The organism is Raineyella sp. W15-4, assembly GCF_033170155.1.
In the GTDB taxonomy this organism is placed as follows: Bacteria; Actinomycetota; Actinomycetes; order Propionibacteriales; family Propionibacteriaceae; genus Raineyella.
Map to the genome: position 1 here is coordinate 2,574,457 of NZ_CP137079.1, position 19,322 is coordinate 2,593,778.

Genomic DNA, 19,322 nt, shown 5'->3' on the forward strand with positions numbered 1-19,322 from the left:
GGCCGGTCAGAGGTTGGGCAGCATGGTGTCGAGCTCGTACGCGGTCACCCGGTGCCGGTAGGCCTCGAACTCCGCCCGCTTGTTGCGCAGGAAGAACTCGAACACGTGGGTGCCGAGGGTCTCGGCGACCAGCTCCGAGCCCTCCATCACCTCGATGGCCTCCTCCAGGCTGCGCGGCAGGGTGCGGATGCCGAGCATCTTGCGCTCCCGCTCGGTGAGCGAGGACACGTCGTCCTCGGCTTCCGGCGGCAGGTCGAGCTCCCGTTCGATGCCGTCCAGCCCGGCGGCCAGGGCCAGGGCGTACGCCAGGTAGGGGTTGGACGCCGAGTCGATGGACCGCAGCTCGACCCGGGCGGAACTGCCCTTGGTCGGCTTGTACATCGGCACCCGGACCAGCGCCGAGCGGTTGTTGCGGCCCCAGCTGATGAACGACGGCGCCTCGTCGCCGTGCACCAGCCGCTTGTAGGAGTTGACCCACTGGTTGGTGACGGCGGTGATCTCGGCGGCATGGGCGAGCAGACCGGCGATGAAGTGCCGGCCGGTCTTGGACAGGTTGTACTCCGCCGAGGCGTCGTGGAAGACGTTGCTGTCGCCCTCGAACAGCGACATATGGGTGTGCATGCCGGAGCCGGGTTCGTCGGTGAAGGGCTTGGGCATGAAGGTGGCCCGGACGCCCTTGCTCATCGCCACTTCCTTCACCACCACCCGGAAGGTCATGATGTTGTCGGCCATCGACAGTGCGTCGGCGTAGCGCAGGTCGATCTCCTGCTGCCCGGCCCCCGCCTCATGATGGGAGAACTCGACCGAGATGCCCATCTGCTCGAGCATGGTGATCGCCGCCCGGCGGAAATCGGTGCCCTGGGGCTGTGCGGTGTGGTCGAAGTAGCCCGAGTAGTCGATCGGCCTCGGCTCCCGGCCCGGCTGGCGGTCCGCCTCGATCAGGAAGAACTCGATCTCGGGGTGGCAGTAGAACGTGTAGCCCATGTCCGAGGCCCGGGAGAGGGCCCGCTTGAGCACGTAGCGGGGGTCGGCCCAGGACGGCGAGCCGTCGGGGTGACGGATGTCGCAGAACATCCGGGCGGTCCCGCCCGCCTCCTCGCGCCACGGCAGCAGCTGGAAGGTCGACGGGTCGGGGTGGGCGACCATGTCCGACTCGTAGACGCGGGCGAAGCCCTCGACCGCCGAGCCGTCGAAGCCGATCCCCTCGTCGAACGCCCCCTCCAATTCGGCGGGTGCGATCGCCACGGACTTCAGGAACCCCAGCACGTCCGTGAACCAGAGGCGTACGAATCGGACATCGCGCTCCTCGAGCGAACGGAGCACGTACTCGGTCTGCTTGTCCATGCTGACAGTCTGCCGCTAATCGTGTTTCAGCGGTGTGACGACCAGCGGAATGAAGCATGCCGGAGCGTGGTCCGATCCGACCCCGGTGACCGCCCCCGACGAGCACCGCGGGTAGAGTCGTGCCGTGATCCAGAGGCGCCTACCGGGATGGAGCCGCAGCCGGGACGACCGTCCCGCGCCGTGGGCGGTCCTGCCGCGCCCCCGGGCACAGCGCCGGGAGACGGTGATCGGGCCGTGGGCGCTGCGCGCCTCGGCCTTCCCCCACCCGTCGTCCCCGTCCTCCGCACCGCCGGCCCGCTCGCCGCAGCGTGTCCCTTCGCCCACACCGCGCCCGCCGGAGGCCACCGGCAGCACTCCGCAGGTGGTCCCGTTGGGCGGAGGCCTGGCGCTGGTCTCCGTCGGCCAGTGGGACGAGGACTCCGCCTCCACCATCCAGATGCCGGCCATCCGGGACACCCCGTCGCCGGCGCCCGGGTATCCGTCCCCGTCCGGACCGTCGTACGCGCCACGGCCGTACGGGTCGGACACCCCCTGGCGCGGCTGACGGCCCGCGACTGACGGCCCGCGACTGACGGCCGGAGTGGGCCCGTCCGACCTACTGGTCATCCGGACCTACCGGTCGTCGCGATCCTCCTCGTCCTCCTCGTCGTTCCACCGCGGATCCTCGTCCCACGCCTCGTTGCGTTCCTGGACCCGCTCGAGGGCATGGCCCGCCTCTTCCCGCGTCGGGTACGGACCGAGCCGGTCCGCCGCCCGGCAGCCCTCATAGCGCTCCACTGCATGGTGCTTCATGCAGTACCACCAGGTGTCCTCCAACTGGGTCACGGTGCCCTCCTGACGACGGGTGACGGCGCATCGGCGGCCGCCTCCCCAGCATCGCACTCCACCCGGCCGGACGTCCCGCGTCGGCCCGGTCCGGAGCCCGGGCGGTCGGAGACCCGCCGAGTACCCTGTCCCACGTGACGCCCGTGAAGCAGTACCCCGTGACCCCCGTCCTCCATCTGCCGGCCGGCATCGACCGCCCCGAGTACGCCGACAAGGCGAAGGACGACCCCACGATCGACGTGTACACGGGCTCCGACGTGCAGAGCGCCGAGACCGTCGAGAAGATGCGCGAGGTCAGCCGGATCGCCGCGAACGCCATGCACGAGGCGGGCCGGGCGGTCGCCCCCGGGGTCACCACCGATGCGCTGGACCGGATCGCCCACGAGTACATGTGCGACCACGGCGCCTACCCCTCGTCACTGAACTACCGGGGGTTCCCGAAGTCGATCTGCACCTCGGTCAACGAGGTGATCTGCCACGGCATCCCCGACCTGCGGCCGCTGCAGGACGGCGACATCGTCAAGGTCGACGTGACGGCGTACAAGAACGGCGTGCACGGTGACAACTGTCACACCTTCCTCTGCGGCGAGGTGGCCCCGGAGGTGGTCGACCTGGTGGACCGTACCCGGGAGGCGATGAACCGTGCGATCAAGGTGGTCAGGCCGGGGCGCCGGGTCAACGTCATCGGCCTGGCGATCGAGAAGTACGCCAAGCGGTTCGGCTACGGGGTGGTCCGCGACTACACCGGTCACGGGGTGCACACCGCCTTCCACTCCGGTCTGGTCATCCCGCACTACGATTCGCCGTTCGCCACCACCGTGATGCAGCCCGGGATGACGTTCACCATCGAGCCGATGATCACGTTGGGCGGCTACGACTGGTACCAGTGGGACGACGGGTGGACCGTGCTGACCAAGGACAGCAGCGTCTGTGCCCAGTTCGAACAGACCCTCGTCGTCACCGACGACGGTGCCGAGGTGCTGACGGTGGCCGACGACCCGGTCGTGGATCACTGACCGATCCGGGTCGACTAGATTTGGGGAGGCGCGCGTCGGGCAGCACCCCGGCCCGTGCCAGGCCCCCCGCCCCGGCCCCGCTCCGGGCTTCCAGTTCCCAGGAGGACAACGCGTGGACACGCTCCTCGATATCGTCGGCATCACCAAGTCCTTCGGCAGCAACCGCGTCCTCGACGGGGTCGACCTGTCCGTCGGCCGTGGTGAGGTCGTCGGCATCGTCGGTGAGAACGGCGCCGGCAAGTCCACCCTGATGTCGGTCTTCTCCGGCATCCTGCAGGCCGACGGCGGGACGATGCGCCTCAACAACGCGCCGTACTGGCCCAAGGACAGCGCGGATGCCCAGTCGCGGGGTGTCGGCATCATCCAGCAGGACTTCGTCCTGGATCCGGAGCTGACCGTCGCCCGGGCGATCTTCCGCAACACCTACCAGGCGGACCGTCCGCAGCGGGCCCTGGTGCGGCCGGCTCAATGGCTGCTCGACGACGCCGCGGTGGGACTGGACCCGGACACGCCGCTGGGCGCCCTCGCCCACGCCGAGCAGGGGCTCGTCGAGGCTGTCCGGCTGCTGGCCGAGGACGCCCAGCTGGTGATCATGGACGAGGTGGCGGCGACGCTGAACGTCCGGGAGATCGACCAGCTGCACTTCATCATCAGCCGGCTGACCCGGCAGGGCCGGTCGGTGCTCTACGTGTCCCACCGCCTCCACGAGGTGCAGGCGGTGGCCACCCGGATCGCCGTGGTCCGCAGCGGCCGGATCCCGGAGATCCTCGACCCGCAGCGGGTGTCGACCGAGGACATCGCCGCGCACATGCGCAGCCGCGCGGCCCGGCGCGCCTGGTTCCCGGACCGGATGGACGAGGAGTTCGCCCGTGAGGAGGCGGCGGCGACCGGGGCGAGCGATCACCCGCCGATCCCCCCGGGGTACCCGTCGGCGAGCGGCCCGGCGGCGTACGTGGAGCAGCCGACCCACCCCGAGTCGCCTCGCGGATCCGCCTTCGGACGGACGTTCTCGCCCTCGTACCCGCCCTCGTCGACGTCGTACGCACCGTCCCCCGCCCCGGCCCCGGTTGCCGAGTCCGCGACGATGTGGGCGACCCCGAGCGCGCCGACCACCACTTGGACCAAGGCCGAGCCGGTCCGGGTCGACGAGTCCGCCACCGAGGCTCCGGCCGCCGGTCGCGGACGGCGCGCCATCGCCTCCGATGACGGGCGTACGTACGCCGACGAGTCGGTCGACGAATCCCTGCAGGTCGTCCTCGAGGTGGCCGGCCTGAACGCGCCGGGGATGAGTGGCCAGCCCGTCCATGACATCGCGTTCAGCGTCTTCTCCGGTGAGGTGCTCGGGATCACCGGGCCCCGCCGCGCGGGTCAGGACGCGATCGTCGGGGCGCTCAACGGCCGTGCCCCGGGCACCTTCCGGACGCTGCGGATCAACGGCTACAACCGTTCCATCTCCTCCCCGGAGGACGCCGCCCTGCTGAAGGTCGCCTACCTGGCCGGACCGGACGAGGAGACCGGTGACGAGCACAAGCGTTCCGTCGCCCGTGCGATGATGACCGGCGGGTGGGCCGACGGCTCCAGCTTCGATTCGGAGGTCGAGGGGATCGCGACGATCCTCGGGGCGTTGGAGAAGCTCCAGTCGGCCGCCAAGCGGCTGCGCGGCCGCCGGGCGCTGCGTCATGGCGAGAAGCTGGAGACGGTCGGTTCCACGTTGTCCGGCGGCCAGCAGCAGATGGTCCTGCTGGATGAACTGATGACCCAGGACGCCGACGTGCTGATCGTCAACGAGCCGGGACGTGGCCTGGACTTCGACGCCCGCACGGTGATGCAGGAGAAGCTGTCCGCTGCCGCCGAGAACGGCGCCGCGGTGCTGCTGGTCTCCTCCGACGTCGACGAACTGGTGCGCAGCTGCCGCCGGGTGCTGGTGCTGGACCGGGGGCGGATCGCCCGTACGGTCGAGGGTTCGCCGTTGTCGCCCGACGACCTCTCCGCGGCGCTGGCGCACCTCGGCTGATCGGAGCTCGAGATGTCCGCCGACACCGCCCCGAGGGTCCAGGCGATCCGGGCGTGGCTGCGGTGATAGTTGGCGGACGAGTCGAGCTGTAAGCCGGGTTCTGTAACGCCCGAAGGCGCCGACGACCATCTGTCTTGGACCGCTGTTGCCAGCGGCCTCACGCGACCTACCCGGGAGCTCGGGCGAGCAGCCCTCGAACGCTCCCTGTCTGGTCTTGCTCCGGGTGGGGTTTACCGAGCCACCCCAGTCACCTGGGGTGCTGGTGGTCTCTTGCACCACCGTTTCACCCTTACCCGCCGTGGCGGCGGGCGGTCTGCTTTCTGTGGCACTGTCCCGCGGGTCACCCCGGGTGGGCGTTACCCACCACCCTGCTCTGCGGAGCCCGGACTTTCCTCAGCACTCGCGTGCCGCGGCCGTCCGCTCGACTCGTCCGACGCACCAGTCTACGCCATCTCCTGCCCCCACGCCGACGGCGGACGACCGGCGGGTTCACTCGTGCGGGCCGCCGCGGCCGGGCCCCAGCACCCGCTCGACGAGGCTGAACTCGGTCCTTCCCTGGGCGATGTCGACCCGGTCGAGTCGTACCCGCAGCCGCTCGCCCAGCTGGGGCGTACCGACCACATCGGCCTCGACCGCCGGCTTGTTGATCATCACCCGGGCGCGCTCCGGGGACTTACCCCGCAGCTCGATCACGGTGCCGACGAACTCCTGGCCGACCCGCCCGGAGAGAGTCAGTGCCTCGGTCATGTCGATGATCGAGTGCTCGAAGGTGGCGGCGCGGCTGTTGGAGGCGTTCATCTCCTCCGGCAGGCGTTCGTACGCGGCCAGCACCCACTCGGGCACCGGCCGCCCGGCACACAGCGCCACGCAGGTCTCCTCGGTGTACCGATCGACCAGCCGGCGCAGCGGCGCGGTGACGTGGGCGTACTCGGTGGCCAACGCGGCGTGGACGTCCAGCAGCGGGTGGGTCCCGGCGAACGCGTCGTAGTCGGCGCCCCGGAACAGCATCGTCGCGGCGTACCCCATCGCCGCGTCCTCGGGGCGGTGCATGTCCAGCGTCCGGATGAACTCCGGGTAGGGCTGTCCGGTCGGCCAGGGGATCTCGAGGGCGGCCGCGGTACGCCGCAGCTTGGACAGCGCGGTCTCCTCGGCGTGCGGCAGGGTGCGCAGGATGCCCACGTTGTGGTCGAGCATGATCCGGGCGGCGGACATCCCGGTGAGCAACGAGATCTGGGCGTTCCAGTCCTCGATCCGGACCGGGCGGCGGAACTTCAGCCGCCAGCGGCCCGGGGAGCGGACCTCGATCTCCTGTTCCGGGATGGTGAGGCTGACCCCGCCACGCGCCGTCTCCCGTTCCTCGCGCAGCAGCCCGACCTCGCGGAGCAGGTCGAGGGAGTCGTCCGCCCGGTCGGTGTCCAGTTCCATCTGGACCTCGTCGTAGCTGAGCTGGGCGCGGGACCGGACCAGCGCGCGCCGGACCTCCTTCTCCACCGTCGCCCCGTCGGCGTCCAGCCGGATCTGCCACAGCAGCGCCGGCCGCACCTCGCCGGGGAGCAGGCTCGCCGCCCCTTCCGAGAGCACCGGCGGGTGCAACGGGAACCGCCGGTGCGGGGCATAGAAGGTCTGGCCGCGGCGATGGGCCTCGACATCGATCGGGTCTCCGGGCCGGACGAAGGCGGCGATGTCGGCGATCGCGTACGACACCAGATAGCCGGACCCGTCCCGGCCGATCTGGACCGCCTGGTCGAGGTCCCGCGAGCCGGGGGGATCGATGGTGACCAGCTCGAGGTCCGTACGATCGAGGGCCGGCAGACGGGGTGCCCGGGCGGCCTCGTCGGCGGCGGCCAGCACCTCGGCGGGAAAACCGTCCGGGATGTTGAGCCTCGCCTGCAGACGGGCGACCCCCTCGGCGAGCGCGGACGGGACGATGCCATGCAGGTTGAGATGGCGCGCTGGCATGTGACCACCCTACGCGCGGGCTGCGGTGGGGCCACGGACCTCGCCCGGGGACGGGCTCAGAGGCCGGACTCCGGGGTCCGGATCAGGATCCGCCCGCACTCGGCGCACCGCAGCACGTCATCGGCGGCGGCCGCGGCGTACGCCCGCAGGTCGGACGCGTTGGCCGCCAACCCGCAGCCCTCGCAGCGGCGGGCCACCAGGGCGGCCGCTCCCGACCCGACGTGCTGACGGATCTTCTCGTACAGTGCGAACAGGTCCCGCGGCAGTTCCACCACGTACCCGGCACGGACCGCCAGCTGGCCCTTCGCCTCGGTGTCGATCGCCTGGGCGGCCTTCGTCCGGGCCGCGACCGCCTCCTTGAGCCGGGTGTCCAGTCCGGCCCGACGTCCGGCGACCTCGTCCCGGGTGGCGGTGGCCTGCTCGAGCTGCTCCATCACCTCGAGCTGGGCATCCTCCAGTTCGCCGATCCGGCGGTCGAGATGGGCGACCTCGTCGACCAACCCACGGAGCGCCTTGGCGTCCACATCACCGGCGTCGATCCGCGCCTGGTCACGGCGGCGGCGCTCCCGCACCGGCTCCAGGTCCGCCTCGGCCCGCCGCTGCTCCAGTTCACCGTCGGCCACCGCCGTCTCCGCGGCGGTCAGCTCGTCGTCGATGGTGGCCAGCTCGGCCTGGATCCGCAGCACCTCCGCGTGCTCGGGCAGGCTCTTCCGTCGATGCGCGAGCCGGACGAGGGTGGTGTCGACCTTGTTCAGGTCAAGAAGCCTGCGCTGTGCGCTCGCCGGGGCCTTCATCGCCATTCGTCCTCCGCTGTTCCGATGTGGTCTCCCACTCTATCGACCCCGGCCGCGCCGCACCGGCGTCCCGCGCTCCGAGGACCACGGCGTACCATCCCGGCCGGTGGCACGCCGCGCTGGCGACGGCCACGACCGGTCTGATCAGATCGGCCTGTTTTCGCCCGCCCCACCTCGGAGGTCCCATGGCCAACGCCCTCACGTCCGGTGAGCCCATCGGCCGCAGCACCTACCTGCGGCTCGTCGTCGTCCTCGGCCTGCTGGCCGCCATCGGGCCGCTGTCCACCGATGTCTACCTGCCGGCCTTCCCGGACATGGCCCGTGAGCTCGGCGCCACCCACAGCCAGATCCAGGCCACCCTGGCCGGCTCCCTGATCGGCCTGGGCCTGGGCCAGCTGATCACCGGGCCGCTCTCCGACGCCCTGGGCCGCCGGCTGCCGGTGATCACCGGCATGGCAGCGCACGTCGTGCTGTCGATCGGCTGTGCGCTGACCGGCGACGTACGGATCCTGATCGCACTGCGGGTGCTGCAGGGGCTGGCCGGCACCGCCTCGGCGATCACGGCGATGGCGGTCGTCCGCGATCTCTTCACCGGCGAGCGGGCGGCGACCCTGATGTCACGGCTGATGCTGGTGATGGGCCTGGCGCCGGTGCTCGCCCCGTCGATCGGCGGGGCAATGCTGCGGATCATGTCGTGGCAGGGCACCTTCGTGTTCCTCGCCGGTGCCGGGCTGGTGCTGCTGGTCGCCGCAGTGTTCTTCCTGCCCGAGACACTGCCGGCCGAGCGGCGGATGGAGTTGCATGTCGGCGCGACCCTCGGCGCCTACCTCCGGCTGTTCCGCGACCCGGTGGTGATCGCGATGGTCGTCGGCAGCGCCGCCGCGGCAGGCACCCTGTTCAGCTACATCTCCGGCTCCTCGTTCATCCTCCAGGTGCAGTACGGCCTCACCCCGACGGTGTACGCCGTGGTGTTCGGCGGGATCGGCCTGTCCATGGTGGTCGGGGGTCAGCTGAACCCGCTGCTGCTGCGCCGGTTCGGCCTGGCCCGGACCGAGCTGGCCGCCACCCTCGGGTCGGTGGTCGTCGCCGCGGTGATGGTCCTCGTCGTCGCCACCGGGGTGGGTGGGGTGGTCGGCTTCGTGGCCCCGCTGCCGTTCGCGATGGCGCTGGTGGCGATGCACAACGCGAACCTGACGGTGATCGCACTGCACCGCCAGGGCCGCTCGGCGGGGACCGCTGCCGCGCTCCTCGGCGCGGTCCGGTTCGGCGTCGGCGGCGCCCTGGCGCCGGTCGTCGGCCTGGTCACCCGGGACAGCCCCACCCCGCTGGCGGTGATCCTGCTGATCACCAGCCTGGTCGGGATGGCCGCGTTCCTGGTCGTCCGGCCCCGGCTGTCGGCATACCTGGGGTGAGGCCCGCACCGAGGGTCGGACCGGGCCACTCCCGCGGCCCCGGTGCCAGAATGGGAGCCATGGCTGAAGACGAGGTCACCACCACCGAGAAGCTGCCGAACCGCCAGAGCCCGTTCTCCGAGGCCTTCCGCGCGTTCATCGTCGAGGGGTGGGCCCCGTACTCCTCGGATCTCCCGGACCGATTGCCGGCCGCGGACCCGGCGGTCGACCGACGGGCGGCCATCGGCGCTGCCTTCCCCGGCGAACGCCTGGTGATCCCGGCCGGCGGGCTCAAGGTCCGCAACAACGACTGCGACTACCGGTTCCGGCCCCACTCCGCCTTCGCCCACCTGTCCGGGCTGGGCACCGACCGGGAGCCGAACGCGGTGCTGGTGCTGGAGCCCACCGACGCGGGCCACGGGGCGACGCTCTACGTCAAGCCCCGCGCCCCGCGGACCGACGAGGAGTTCTACGCCAGCTCCCGCTACGGCGAGATGTGGGTCGGCCAGCGCGAATCGCTGGACGAGATGTCGGCGATGACCGGGCTGGCCTGCGCGCCGATCGACCAGCTGCCCGCGGCGCTGGCCAAGAACGCCGACTCCACCCGGATCCGGATCGTCCGCGAGGCCGACGCCGAGCTGACCGCCCGGGTGGACGCGCTGCGCGAGCAGTACGGCACCCGGGGGACCAGCGACGACGAGCAGCCCTCCCCGGACGACGAACTGGCCACCGCCCTGTCGGAACTGCGGCTCACCAAGGACCCGTTCGAGGTCGACCAGATGCAGCTGGCCTGCGACCGCACCGCCGCGGCCTTCACCGAGGTCGTCCGGTCCTTCCCCGATGCCGTCGCGAAGGGCCGCGGGGAACGCTGGGTGGAGGGGGTCTTCGGGCTGTACGCCCGCCACGAGGGCAACGCCGTCGGCTACGACACCATCGCCGCCGCCGGCGACCACGCCTGCACCCTGCACTGGATCCGCAACGACGGCGAGGTCCGTGACGGCGACCTGATCCTGATCGACGCCGGCATCGAGGTCGACACGCTCTACACCGCCGACATCACCCGGACCTTCCCGGTGAACGGCCGGTTCAGCGACCCGCAGCGCAAGGTCTATGACGCCGTCCTGGCGGCCGCGGACGCCGCCATCGCAGTCTGCCGCCCGGGCACCACCTTCGCCGACGTCCACCGGACCGCGATCACCGTCCTCGCCGAGCGCCTGTACGCGTGGGGTCTGCTGCCGGTGCCGCCGGAGGTGTCGGTCTCCGAGGAGGGCGGCCAGCACCGCCGCTGGATGGTGCACGGCACCTCGCACCACCTGGGCATCGACGTGCACGACTGCGCCCAGGCGCGCAACGAGAACTACCGGCTCGGCACCCTGCGCGAGGGGATGATCATCACCGTGGAGCCGGGGCTCTACTTCAAGTCCACCGATCTGCTGGTGCCCGAGGAGCTGCGCGGGATCGGCGTACGGATCGAGGATGACATCCTGATCACCGCGGACGGCCCGCGGGTGCTGTCGGACAAGCTGCCGCGCAGACCCGAGGACGTCGAAGCCTGGATGGATCCACTGCTGAAGGGATAGCACATGGCCCGGTCGTTGTTCCCCACCCGCCGTCCGGCCGTCCCCGGCCACCCGTCCCCCGGGCCGATGGACCCGCCACGTACCCTCCCGGAACGCCCGCACGGCGACTGGGCCGGCGACGACATCCCCGACGACATCCCCGACTCGGTGGTGAACTGGGGCTGGTACGTCGACGGGACCCGGCAGGACTGCGAGAGCCTGGCGGAGGCCACCGCACACGCGCTGGCCGACGAGGGGTTCGTCTGGCTCGGCCTGCACGACCCCGACGACGAGGACATGGCGGGTCTCGCCCGCCGCTTCAACCTGCACCCGCTGGCCATCGAGGACGCTGTCGAGGGCCACACCCGGTCCAAGCTGGAACAGTTCGGCCGGACCCTGTTCCTGGTGGTCTCCACGGTGGCGTACGTGCCGCAGCGCCAGCGCCCGGAAACCTCGGAGATCGTCACCACCGGCCAGATCATGGTCTTCGCCGGCACCGGCTTCGTGATGACGGTGCGCCGTGGGGAGCAGACCTCGCTGAAGCGGCTGCGGAAGTCCCTCGAGAAGCATCCGGACCGCCTGGAACACGGGCCCGCCTCGGTCCTCTACGCGGTGCTGGACACCGTGGTCGACTCCTACCAGCAGGTCGTCAACGACTTCGAGGAGGACGTCGACGAGGTCGAGGCGCTGGTCTTCTCCGAGGAGGGCTCGGGGACGGTCGAGCAGGTCTACCAGATCAAGCGCGAACTGATCGAGTTCAAACGCGCGGTCGCCCCGCTCGGGGTGCCGCTGCACAATCTCGCCACCCGGCCGTACAAGGCGATACCGGCGGAGGCGCAGGCGTACTTCCGCGAGGTCGCCGACCACCACACCGAGGCCCGTGAGGCGATCCAGTCCTACGACGAGGTGCTGTCGACGATCCTCGCCGCCTCGCTCAACCGGTTGTCGGTGGGGCAGAACGAGGACATGCGCAAGATCTCCGCGTTCGTCGCGATCGCGGCAGTGCCCACGCTGATCGCCGGCATCTACGGGATGAACTTCGACAACATGCCGGAGCTGCACTCCCCGTACGGCTACTTCGTCGTCTGGGGCGTCATCCTCGCCCTGATGGCCACCCTGTTCGTGCTGTTCCGGCGCAACAACTGGCTGTGAGCCGGTCAGTGGAAGTCGCGGGAGGTGTGCCGGACGCTGACCGGCAGCGGCTCGATGTGGTCGGCGACCAGGTTGGTGACCCCCTCGGGTGACCGTTCGAGGATGCCGCGGACGATCAGGCCCGGGGCCTCGCGGATCAGCCGCCGGTAGCGGGTCCAGACCCCGGCGGAGCAGATGACGTTGACCAGGCCGTGCTCGTCCTCGAGGTTGACGAAGGTGACCCCCGAGGCGCTGGACGGCCGCTGCCGGTGGGTGACCAGCCCGGCGACCCGGATCCGGCGACCGGGTTCGGCGGTCCGGACCGCGGCCGAGGTCAGCACGCCGTGCTCGTCGAGTCGTGGCCGGAGATGGGCGAGCAAGTGGTCGGAGGTCGAGAGCCCGGTCGCCCAGAGGTCGTCGGCGAGCACCTCGAGACCGGTCGGGGCGTCGAACAGCGGTGGCTGCAGCGGTGCCACCAGGCCCGGCAGGGTCCCGGCCTGGTCCAGCGCGGCGGTGCCGGCCCGCCACAGGGCCTGCCGACGGGTCAGGCCGAGACGGTCGAAGGCCCCGGCGGTGGCCAGTGCCGACAGCTGCTCCTCGGTCAGGCCGGCCCGCCGGACGAGGTCCTCCAGGGAGGCGTACGGCCCGCCGGTGTCGCGCTCGGCGACGATCCGTTCGGCCACCGTCCGGCCGATCCCCCGGACCGCTGCCAGGCCGAGCCGGACGGCGAACCGGCCGTCCCGGCGATGCTCCGCACCGACGTCGGGGGCGGCGGGGTCGAACTCCCCCACCGTCGGCTGCTCGGGGTCGAGGCAGGAGTCGAGGCCGGTGGCGGCCCGGCGCCCGTCGAGCGGCTCCAGGTCGGCGTCGACCCCCGAGCACTGCAGGTCGGGCCGGCGCACCTCGACCCCGTGGCGGCGGGCGTCAGCGGTCAGGGTGGCCGGTGAGTAGAACCCCATCGGCTGGGCCCGCAGCAGCCCGGCCAGGAAAGCCGCCGGATAGTGCAGTTTGAGCCAGGAGCTGGCGTAGACCAGCAGCGCGAAACTCAGCGAGTGGGACTCGGCGAAGCCGAAGTTCGCGAACGCCTGGATCTGGGCGTAGAGATGGTCGGCGGCCCGGCCGGTCAGCCCGTTGCCGGCCATCCCGGCGTAGAGCTTCTTCTTCAGCGACTCGATCCGCTCGATCCCCCGCTTGGAGCCCATCGCCCGGCGCAGCAGGTCGGCGTCCTCACCGCTGCACTCGCCGACCGCCATCGCCATCTGCATCAGTTGTTCCTGGAAGATCGGCACGCCGAGGGTGCGCTTCAGCACCGGCTCGAGCTTGGGGTGGGCGTACGTGACCGGTTCCTGGCCGAGCTTGCGGCGGACGAACGGGTGCACCGCCCCGCCCTGGATGGGCCCCGGGCGGATCAGGGCGATCTCGATCACCAGGTCGTAGAACCTCCGGGGCCGCAGCCGGGGCAGCAGCCCCATCTGGGCGCGGGACTCCACCTGGAACACCCCGATCGCGTCGGCCCGGCAGAGCATGTCGTAGACCGCCGGTTCCTCCGTGGGGATGGTCGCCAGCCGCCAGGTCTCACCGGTGCCGCCGCGGATGATGGTGAAGCAGTGCTGCAGCGCGGCGAGCATGCCCAGGCCGAGCAGGTCGAACTTCACCAGCCCCATCCACTCGGCATCGTCCTTATCCCACTGGATCACCGTCCGGCCGGCCATCCGGGCGTGCTCGATCGGCACCACCTCCCCCACCGGGCGCTCGGTGAGCACCATCCCCCCGGAGTGGATGCCCAGGTGCCGGGGGGCCTTCAGCAGCTGGCCGGCCAGGTCGAGGACGCCCTGCGGGACGCCCGTCGGCTGCTCGGCGGACTCGTCCGAGGGGTCCGGCAGCGATCGGTGCTCGACCTGGCGGGCGAAGGCGTCCTGCTGGCCGGGTGAGTAGCCGAGTGCCTTGGCGACGTCCCGGACGGCGTTCTTCGGCCGGTACTGGATGACATTGCAGACCTGGGCGGCCCGCTCCCGCCCGTAGCGTTCGAACACCCACTGGATGATCTCCTCGCGACGGTCGGAGTCGAAGTCCACGTCGATGTCGGGTTCCTCGTCCCGCAGCGCCGACAGGAAGCGCTCGAAAGGCAGGTCGTAGCGGATGGAGTCCACCGCGGTGATGTCCAGCAGGTAACAGACTGCGGAGTTGGCGGCCGATCCCCGGCCCTGGCACAGGATGCCACGGCGCCGGGCCTCGGCGACGATGTCGTGCACGATCAGGAAGTAGCCGGGGAAATCCTTGGCCTCGATCACCGCCAGCTCCCGCTCGATCCTCGCCCGGCCGGCGTCGTCCAGCCGGGGGTACTTCTCCGGGACCGCCCGCCGGACCAGCTCCCGCAGCCAGGACATCGGGGTGTGGCCCGCCGGCACCTGCTGCTTCGGCAGCGCGGGCTTGGCCAGACGCAGCGAGAAGGCCAGCTCGTCGGCGAGCTCCACGGTGCGCTCCACGGCTCCGGGATAGCGGGCGAAGAGTCGACTCATCTCCACTCCCGACCGCAGGAAGGCCGCCCCGGCGGCCGGTAGCCAGCCGTCCAGGTCGTCCAGGCTCCGGTTGGCCCGGATCGCCGCGACGGTCTGGGCGAGCAGGTGCTGCGCGGGGGTGGCGTAGTGCACGTTCCCGGTCGCCAGGGTGGGCAGCCCCCGAGCGGCGGCGAGCCCGGCCAGCGCGTCGTTGTGGGTCGAGTCCAGCGGGTGGCCGTGGTCGGTCAGCTCGACGTACACCCGGCGGTGGCCGAACAGATCGACCAGGGCGTCCAGCTCCCGTCCGGCCGCCTCGGCCCCACCGGCGAGCAGTCCCTGGCGGACCGCCCCCTTGCGGCAGCCGGTCAGCACCGCCCAGTGCCCGTCGGCGGCCTCCGCCAGTCGGTCCAGGTCGTAGACCGGCCGGCCCTTCTCGGCCCCGGCGAGCTGGGCGTCGGTGATCGCCCGGGCCAGTCGGTGATACCCCTCCTCGCCGGCGGCCAGCACCAGCAGATGGGTGCCCTCCGGGTCGGGCCGGCCGTTCTGGGGCACGGTCAGGCCCAGGGACAGTTCGGCACCGAAGACGGTCTTCACCTTGATGGGTTCGGCGGCCTCGGTGGGCTCGGCGGCCTCGGCGAACCGGCTGATCCCGTAGAGCCCGTCGTGGTCGGTGAGGGCCAGCGCGGACAGCCCGAGCCGTTCTGCCTCGATGAGCAGGTCTTCCGGCGAGGAGGCGCCGTCGAGGAAGGAGTAGGACGAGTGGGCGTGCAGCTCGGCGTACGGCACGGGATCCTCGGGCCGTACGACCGGCGGCGGGCGGTAGCGGCCGCGCTTGTGGGAGATCGGCGCGTCCACCCCGGTCGGTGAGGACGGACGGGGATCGCTCAGCGTCCGTTCGAGATCGGCCCAGGGCATCGGCGGGTTGTGGAAGCCCATCAGCCATCCCTCCCCATCAGTCGTACCTCCCCTCGGCCCACCAGCCACCGTCGTCGTCGCACAGCAGCAGCCAGGCGGTCTGGGTGTCGTCGATCACCTGGAACCGGTGGGCCCGGTGTCGCCGGACGGGGTCCCAGCTGTGCTCGTCCAGCGACCACGGGCCGGCCCAGGCGATGATCGGACGCCGCCGACCGCCCTCGACCAGCACGGCGGGTGGAGCCGAGACGGCGCCCCGCCCGTCCACACCGACCCCGGAACTGTCCGCGGCAAGGACCAGCACCCCCGGGAGCTCCTCGAACACGGTCGCCGGCAGCGGGGCCGGCAGGTGACCGGGCCACGGGCGATCCGGCGGCAGCGGCAGCTCCACCCGGTCCCCCCACGGGACGAACACCTGGCGTTCGGCCAGCCGACGACCACCGCCGATCGTCGCGGTGACCACACCGTCCGCCCCCAGCATCGCCTGCACTCGGGACAGGGCGTGGTGTACCCGTTCGTCCGGGCCGGTGCCGAACAACCCCGGGGTGTGGTGGGCGCTGTCGTCCACCGTGACCGGTTCCAGCCGGACCCGGACCAGGCGACTGCCGAGCTGGCCGCCCGCCGCGGCCTGCAGCTGCCAGCGCACCCGGTCGACCACCGCCGCCGGGTCGAACGCGGCGGGGTGCCCCCACACCCGGTCGACGTGCTCGCCCTCCTCGGCCGTCAGCCCCACCCGCAGCTCGGTGCACACCAGGTGGTGCCCGGACAGTCCGGCGACGAACTCCTCGGCGGTCGCCCGGACGGCGAACGCGACCTGGTCGACCAGTTCCAGCGGGGGCGAGAACTCGACCGTCCGGGTCAGGTCGACCGGCGGGATGCGCGGCTGCACGGCGCGGGAGTCCCGGCCACCGGCCAGCGCGTGCAGCCTGGCACCGCGGTCGCCGAAGCGGTCCCGCACCATCTGTGCGTCGAGTGCGGCGAACTCCCCCAGTCGGCGGACACCGAGCCTCGGCAGCAGACCGGCCAGCTCGGCGTCGCCGAGCCGGTTCACCGGCAGGGCGGCCAGGAAGTCGGCCGACGTGCCCGGGGGCACGATACGGATCGGCTCGGGCTCGGCGGAGCCGGACGGGCCCGATCCGGGCACGGTGCCGCGCAGGGCCGGATCGTAGGCGGCCTGCTCAGCGGTGAACACCCCGTCGGCGATCCCGGCCTGCACTCCGGCCAGGCCGGTGGTCGCCATCGCGGCCAGCAGGGCGGCGGCCGCCGGCTGCTCACCGCCGTAGTAGCGGGCCGGGCCGCGTATCCGGAGCGCCACCAGCCCGGGGCGGATCACCTGGATGCCAGGGCTGACCTGTTCCAGCCGGTCCAGCACCGGCGCGAACAGCCGGTGGTCCCGGTCGGCGTCAGCCGGCACCACCCGCAGCGTCGGGCAACACGCCTGGGCCTCCCGCCGTCGCTGGCCGCGGCGCACTCCCTCGGCATGGGCGGCCGCAGAGCAGGAGACCACCCGGTTGGCCTCGACCACCGCCACCGGGTCATCGGCGCTGCCGCCTCCGGCCCGGGCCCACGCGGTCACCGGCCATTCGGGGAACCACAGCACGCAGCAGCGCATCGGCCGATCCGTCACCGCCATCACCCCACCGCCTTCAACCGCCCGGCAGCCTTGAACGGCTCGGTGGCCTCCAACGGCACAGCGACGGGAGCCGGTGGCGCCACCGGCTCCAGTCGACCGTCCGGGCCGGGCAGCAGCAGCCTGGCACTGTGCGGCCGTGGAGTACGCCGGGAGGTGACGGTCAGGGTCACTTCCCGCCCGGTCAGATAGCCGTGCCCGGCCCCCACGCCGGACCAGTGCGGCGCCTCCACCCGCAGCGACGCCTCGGCCCGTGGCCACTCCCCGACCACCAGCAGCGTCGCCTCCCGGTCCCACAGCCGCGCCGACAACCGGGCGGCGTCCGCTGGGCGCACCGCACCGCCGGGACGGACGGCGATCACGCCCAGCACCTCGGCTAACGCGGCGACCACCGCCAGCCACCGGTCCCCCGGTTGCGGAACCAACGCCAGCCGATCCAGCACCACCCCGGCCTGGCCGGCCGCCTCCACGCCCACCTCCGGCAGACCCACGACGCCGCACCAGGCACCGGCCCGGGAGGGCTCGGCCAGCAGGGCGAGCAGCAGGGCGCCGGCGGTGTCCAGGGTGTAGGCGGAGCCCGACCGCAGCCCGGCATCGGGCAGCAACCCGGTCAGTCCGGGGGGCACGGCGAACACCCGCTGCGGCGCCCGATCGGTTTGGGTGTCCACCTGGGCGCGCAGCTGCCGGATCAGCTCCGGGGACGGCGAGGCGACAACCGTAGGGCGAGAGGACACCTCTCCATGATCGAACGAGTGTTCTATTTGGTCAAGGGCGACGTCCACCCGGCATCTGCGCCAGCAGTTCGCGGGCCTTCATCGTCACCTTGTGCTCGCAGAGCACCTCGTAGCGGGTGGCGAAGGTCTGGCTGATCGAGGTGAAGTCCCGTCTGCCGCGGGTGAAGGCGTAGCCGATCAGCGCGAACACGACGCTGATCACCACGCCCACGCCGACACCGATCGCCGCCAGCAGGTACGGGTTCGATGACGGGGGGTAGAAGATCATCGCCATGATGCCGAACAGCAGGCCGATCGACAGGCCGTTGCCCAGCCCGCGGTTCACCACCGTGGCCCAGTCCCGCCGGCCGGTGACCCGCTCGACGGACCGCAGGTCGGTGCCGACGATCGCCAGGTTCTGCACCGGGAAGTGATGGTCGGACAGGTAGTCGACGGCCCGCTGGGCCTCCTCATAGCTGGCGTACGTCCCCAACAGCTGGGGGAACTCGAGCTCGAAGGGCGATCCGAGCCGGCGGATGGGATCGGGCAGCGACATCTCAGACCCCTTCGCCGGCCGGTGAGGGGGTCAGCCCGGCGGCGCGGCCCCGCGCGGCGACGACCGCGGCGAGCTTCATCCCCGCCTCGTCGACCATCTCCTCGTCCACCACGATCGCGCCCACCGCGCCACCGGCCGCGGACGTCGCCTCGGCGTAGCGGGCGATGATCCGCTCGGCCCGGTCGTACGCCGCCTGGTCCGGGGAGAACACCTCGTTGCCCGCCGCGACCTGGCCCGGGTGCAGCACCCACTTGCCGTCGTAGCCCAGCGCCGCCGACCGGCGGGCGGCCGCGGTGAAGCCCTCCACGTCGCGGATGGCGACGTACGGCCCGTCGATCGCGGCGATGCCGTGGGCCCGGGCGGCGACCAGGATCGACATCAACACGTGGTGGTAGGCGTCGGCGATCTCGTAGCCGGCGGGCTGGGCGCCGACGTTGAGGCTCGGCATGCCCATCGAGGCGGCGAAGTCACCCGGCCCGTACACCAATGACTGCATTCGCGGCGAAGCCCCGGCGATCGCCTCGGCGGCCAGCAGACCGCGGGCGTCCTCGATCTGGGCCTCGATGCCGATCCGGCCGACCGGCAGGTGATGGGTACGCTCCACCTGGGTCAGCAGCAGGTCGAGGGCGCGGATGTGGTCCGGCCCCTGGACCTTGGGCAGCACTAGGGCGTCGATCCGGGCACCGGCAGCGCCGACGACCTCGATCACGTCGGCGTAGGTCCACTCGGTGGTCCAGTCGTTGACCCGGACGGTGACCGTCGGCGCGGTCCAGTCGCGGTGCAGGTACTCGACGACACGGCCGCGGGCCTCGGCCTTCGCCGCCGGCGCCACCGCGTCCTCCAGGTCGAGGAAGACCGCGTCGACCCCCATCCCGAGGGCCTTGGTGAGGAAGCGGTCACTGGAACCCGGCACAGCGAGGACGGTGCGGCGGATGGCGGGACTGTCTGCGGTCTTCACACCCCAACCCTAGGCCCCGGGC

At 71.8% G+C, this 19,322-nt stretch carries 15 protein-coding genes and 1 other RNA gene; 6 read left to right on the forward strand and 10 right to left on the reverse strand.

Features of this window, described 5'->3' with window-relative positions; translation table 11 throughout:
* Window positions 1–6: 6 nt before the first annotated feature.
* The gene (gene glnA / locus R0145_RS11985; RefSeq protein ID WP_317837067.1) at window positions 7–1,344 is read right to left on the reverse strand and encodes a type I glutamate--ammonia ligase; all 1,338 of its coding nucleotides are present in this window, start codon (window positions 1,342–1,344) and stop codon (window positions 7–9) included.
* Between the two features lie 124 nt (window positions 1,345–1,468).
* Here glnA and R0145_RS11990 point away from each other — a divergent pair, with 124 nt between their 5' ends.
* Window positions 1,469–1,888, forward strand: coding sequence for a hypothetical protein (locus tag R0145_RS11990; RefSeq protein ID WP_317837068.1), 420 nt, complete (start codon window positions 1,469–1,471; stop codon window positions 1,886–1,888).
* 68 nt (window positions 1,889–1,956) lie between these two features.
* Here R0145_RS11990 and R0145_RS11995 read toward each other — a convergent pair whose 3' ends face one another.
* Window positions 1,957–2,169, reverse strand: a complete 213-nt coding sequence (locus R0145_RS11995) for a hypothetical protein (protein ID WP_411742044.1) — start codon at window positions 2,167–2,169, stop codon at window positions 1,957–1,959.
* Window positions 2,170–2,303: 134 nt separating this feature from the next.
* On the opposite strand from R0145_RS11995, the gene map reads away from it, so the two are divergent.
* On the forward strand, window positions 2,304–3,185 hold the full coding sequence (gene map / locus R0145_RS12000; RefSeq protein WP_317837069.1) for a type I methionyl aminopeptidase: 882 nt from the start codon (window positions 2,304–2,306) through the stop codon (window positions 3,183–3,185).
* Between the two features lie 112 nt (window positions 3,186–3,297).
* Window positions 3,298–5,199, forward strand: coding sequence for an ATP-binding cassette domain-containing protein (locus R0145_RS12005; protein WP_317837070.1), 1,902 nt, complete (start codon window positions 3,298–3,300; stop codon window positions 5,197–5,199).
* 73 nt (window positions 5,200–5,272) lie between these two features.
* Here the strand turns inward: R0145_RS12005 and rnpB are convergent.
* From rnpB to R0145_RS12020, 3 genes are all read right to left on the reverse strand, one after another.
* Window positions 5,273–5,628: RNase P RNA component class A (gene rnpB / locus R0145_RS12010), an RNA gene on the reverse strand.
* Between the two features lie 60 nt (window positions 5,629–5,688).
* Complete coding sequence (locus tag R0145_RS12015; RefSeq protein WP_317837071.1) at window positions 5,689–7,158, reverse strand: RNB domain-containing ribonuclease; 1,470 nt, start codon at window positions 7,156–7,158, stop codon at window positions 5,689–5,691.
* Between the two features lie 56 nt (window positions 7,159–7,214).
* On the reverse strand, window positions 7,215–7,958 hold the full coding sequence (locus R0145_RS12020; protein ID WP_317837072.1) for a zinc ribbon domain-containing protein: 744 nt from the start codon (window positions 7,956–7,958) through the stop codon (window positions 7,215–7,217).
* A 179-nt stretch (window positions 7,959–8,137) separates the two neighbouring features.
* On the opposite strand from R0145_RS12020, the gene R0145_RS12025 reads away from it, so the two are divergent.
* The 3 genes from R0145_RS12025 to R0145_RS12035 are packed head-to-tail and all read left to right on the forward strand — an operon-like array spanning window position 8,138 to window position 12,054.
* Window positions 8,138–9,364: a multidrug effflux MFS transporter gene (locus R0145_RS12025; protein ID WP_317837073.1), complete on the forward strand. Its 1,227-nt coding sequence runs from the start codon at window positions 8,138–8,140 to the stop codon at window positions 9,362–9,364.
* 50 nt (window positions 9,365–9,414) lie between these two features.
* Window positions 9,415–10,923: an aminopeptidase P family protein gene (locus R0145_RS12030; protein ID WP_411742045.1), complete on the forward strand. Its 1,509-nt coding sequence runs from the start codon at window positions 9,415–9,417 to the stop codon at window positions 10,921–10,923.
* Between the two features lie 3 nt (window positions 10,924–10,926).
* Window positions 10,927–12,054 carry a magnesium and cobalt transport protein CorA gene (locus R0145_RS12035; protein WP_317837075.1) on the forward strand — a complete coding sequence of 376 codons (1,128 nt, stop codon included), beginning with the start codon at window positions 10,927–10,929 and terminating at the stop codon, window positions 12,052–12,054.
* 5 nt (window positions 12,055–12,059) lie between these two features.
* Here the strand turns inward: R0145_RS12035 and R0145_RS12040 are convergent, their stop codons facing one another.
* The 5 genes from R0145_RS12040 to R0145_RS12060 are packed head-to-tail and all read right to left on the reverse strand — an operon-like array spanning window position 12,060 to window position 19,300.
* Window positions 12,060–15,467 (reverse strand): error-prone DNA polymerase, encoded by a 3,408-nt coding sequence (locus tag R0145_RS12040; RefSeq protein ID WP_317837076.1) that lies wholly within the window; start codon window positions 15,465–15,467, stop codon window positions 12,060–12,062.
* Between the two features lie 16 nt (window positions 15,468–15,483).
* Window positions 15,484–17,076: a DNA polymerase Y family protein gene (locus tag R0145_RS12045; protein ID WP_317837077.1), complete on the reverse strand. Its 1,593-nt coding sequence runs from the start codon at window positions 17,074–17,076 to the stop codon at window positions 15,484–15,486.
* Window positions 17,076–17,807, reverse strand: coding sequence for a hypothetical protein (locus tag R0145_RS12050; RefSeq protein WP_317837078.1), 732 nt, complete (start codon window positions 17,805–17,807; stop codon window positions 17,076–17,078). Before R0145_RS12050 ends, R0145_RS12045 begins: the two co-directional genes overlap by 1 nt.
* 31 nt (window positions 17,808–17,838) lie before the next feature.
* Window positions 17,839–18,342 carry a general stress protein gene (locus R0145_RS12055; RefSeq protein ID WP_317837079.1) on the reverse strand — a complete coding sequence of 168 codons (504 nt, stop codon included), beginning with the start codon at window positions 18,340–18,342 and terminating at the stop codon, window positions 17,839–17,841.
* 1 nt (window position 18,343) lies between these two features.
* Window positions 18,344–19,300: a CoA ester lyase gene (locus R0145_RS12060; RefSeq protein WP_317837080.1), complete on the reverse strand. Its 957-nt coding sequence runs from the start codon at window positions 19,298–19,300 to the stop codon at window positions 18,344–18,346.
* Window positions 19,301–19,322 lie beyond the last annotated feature (22 nt).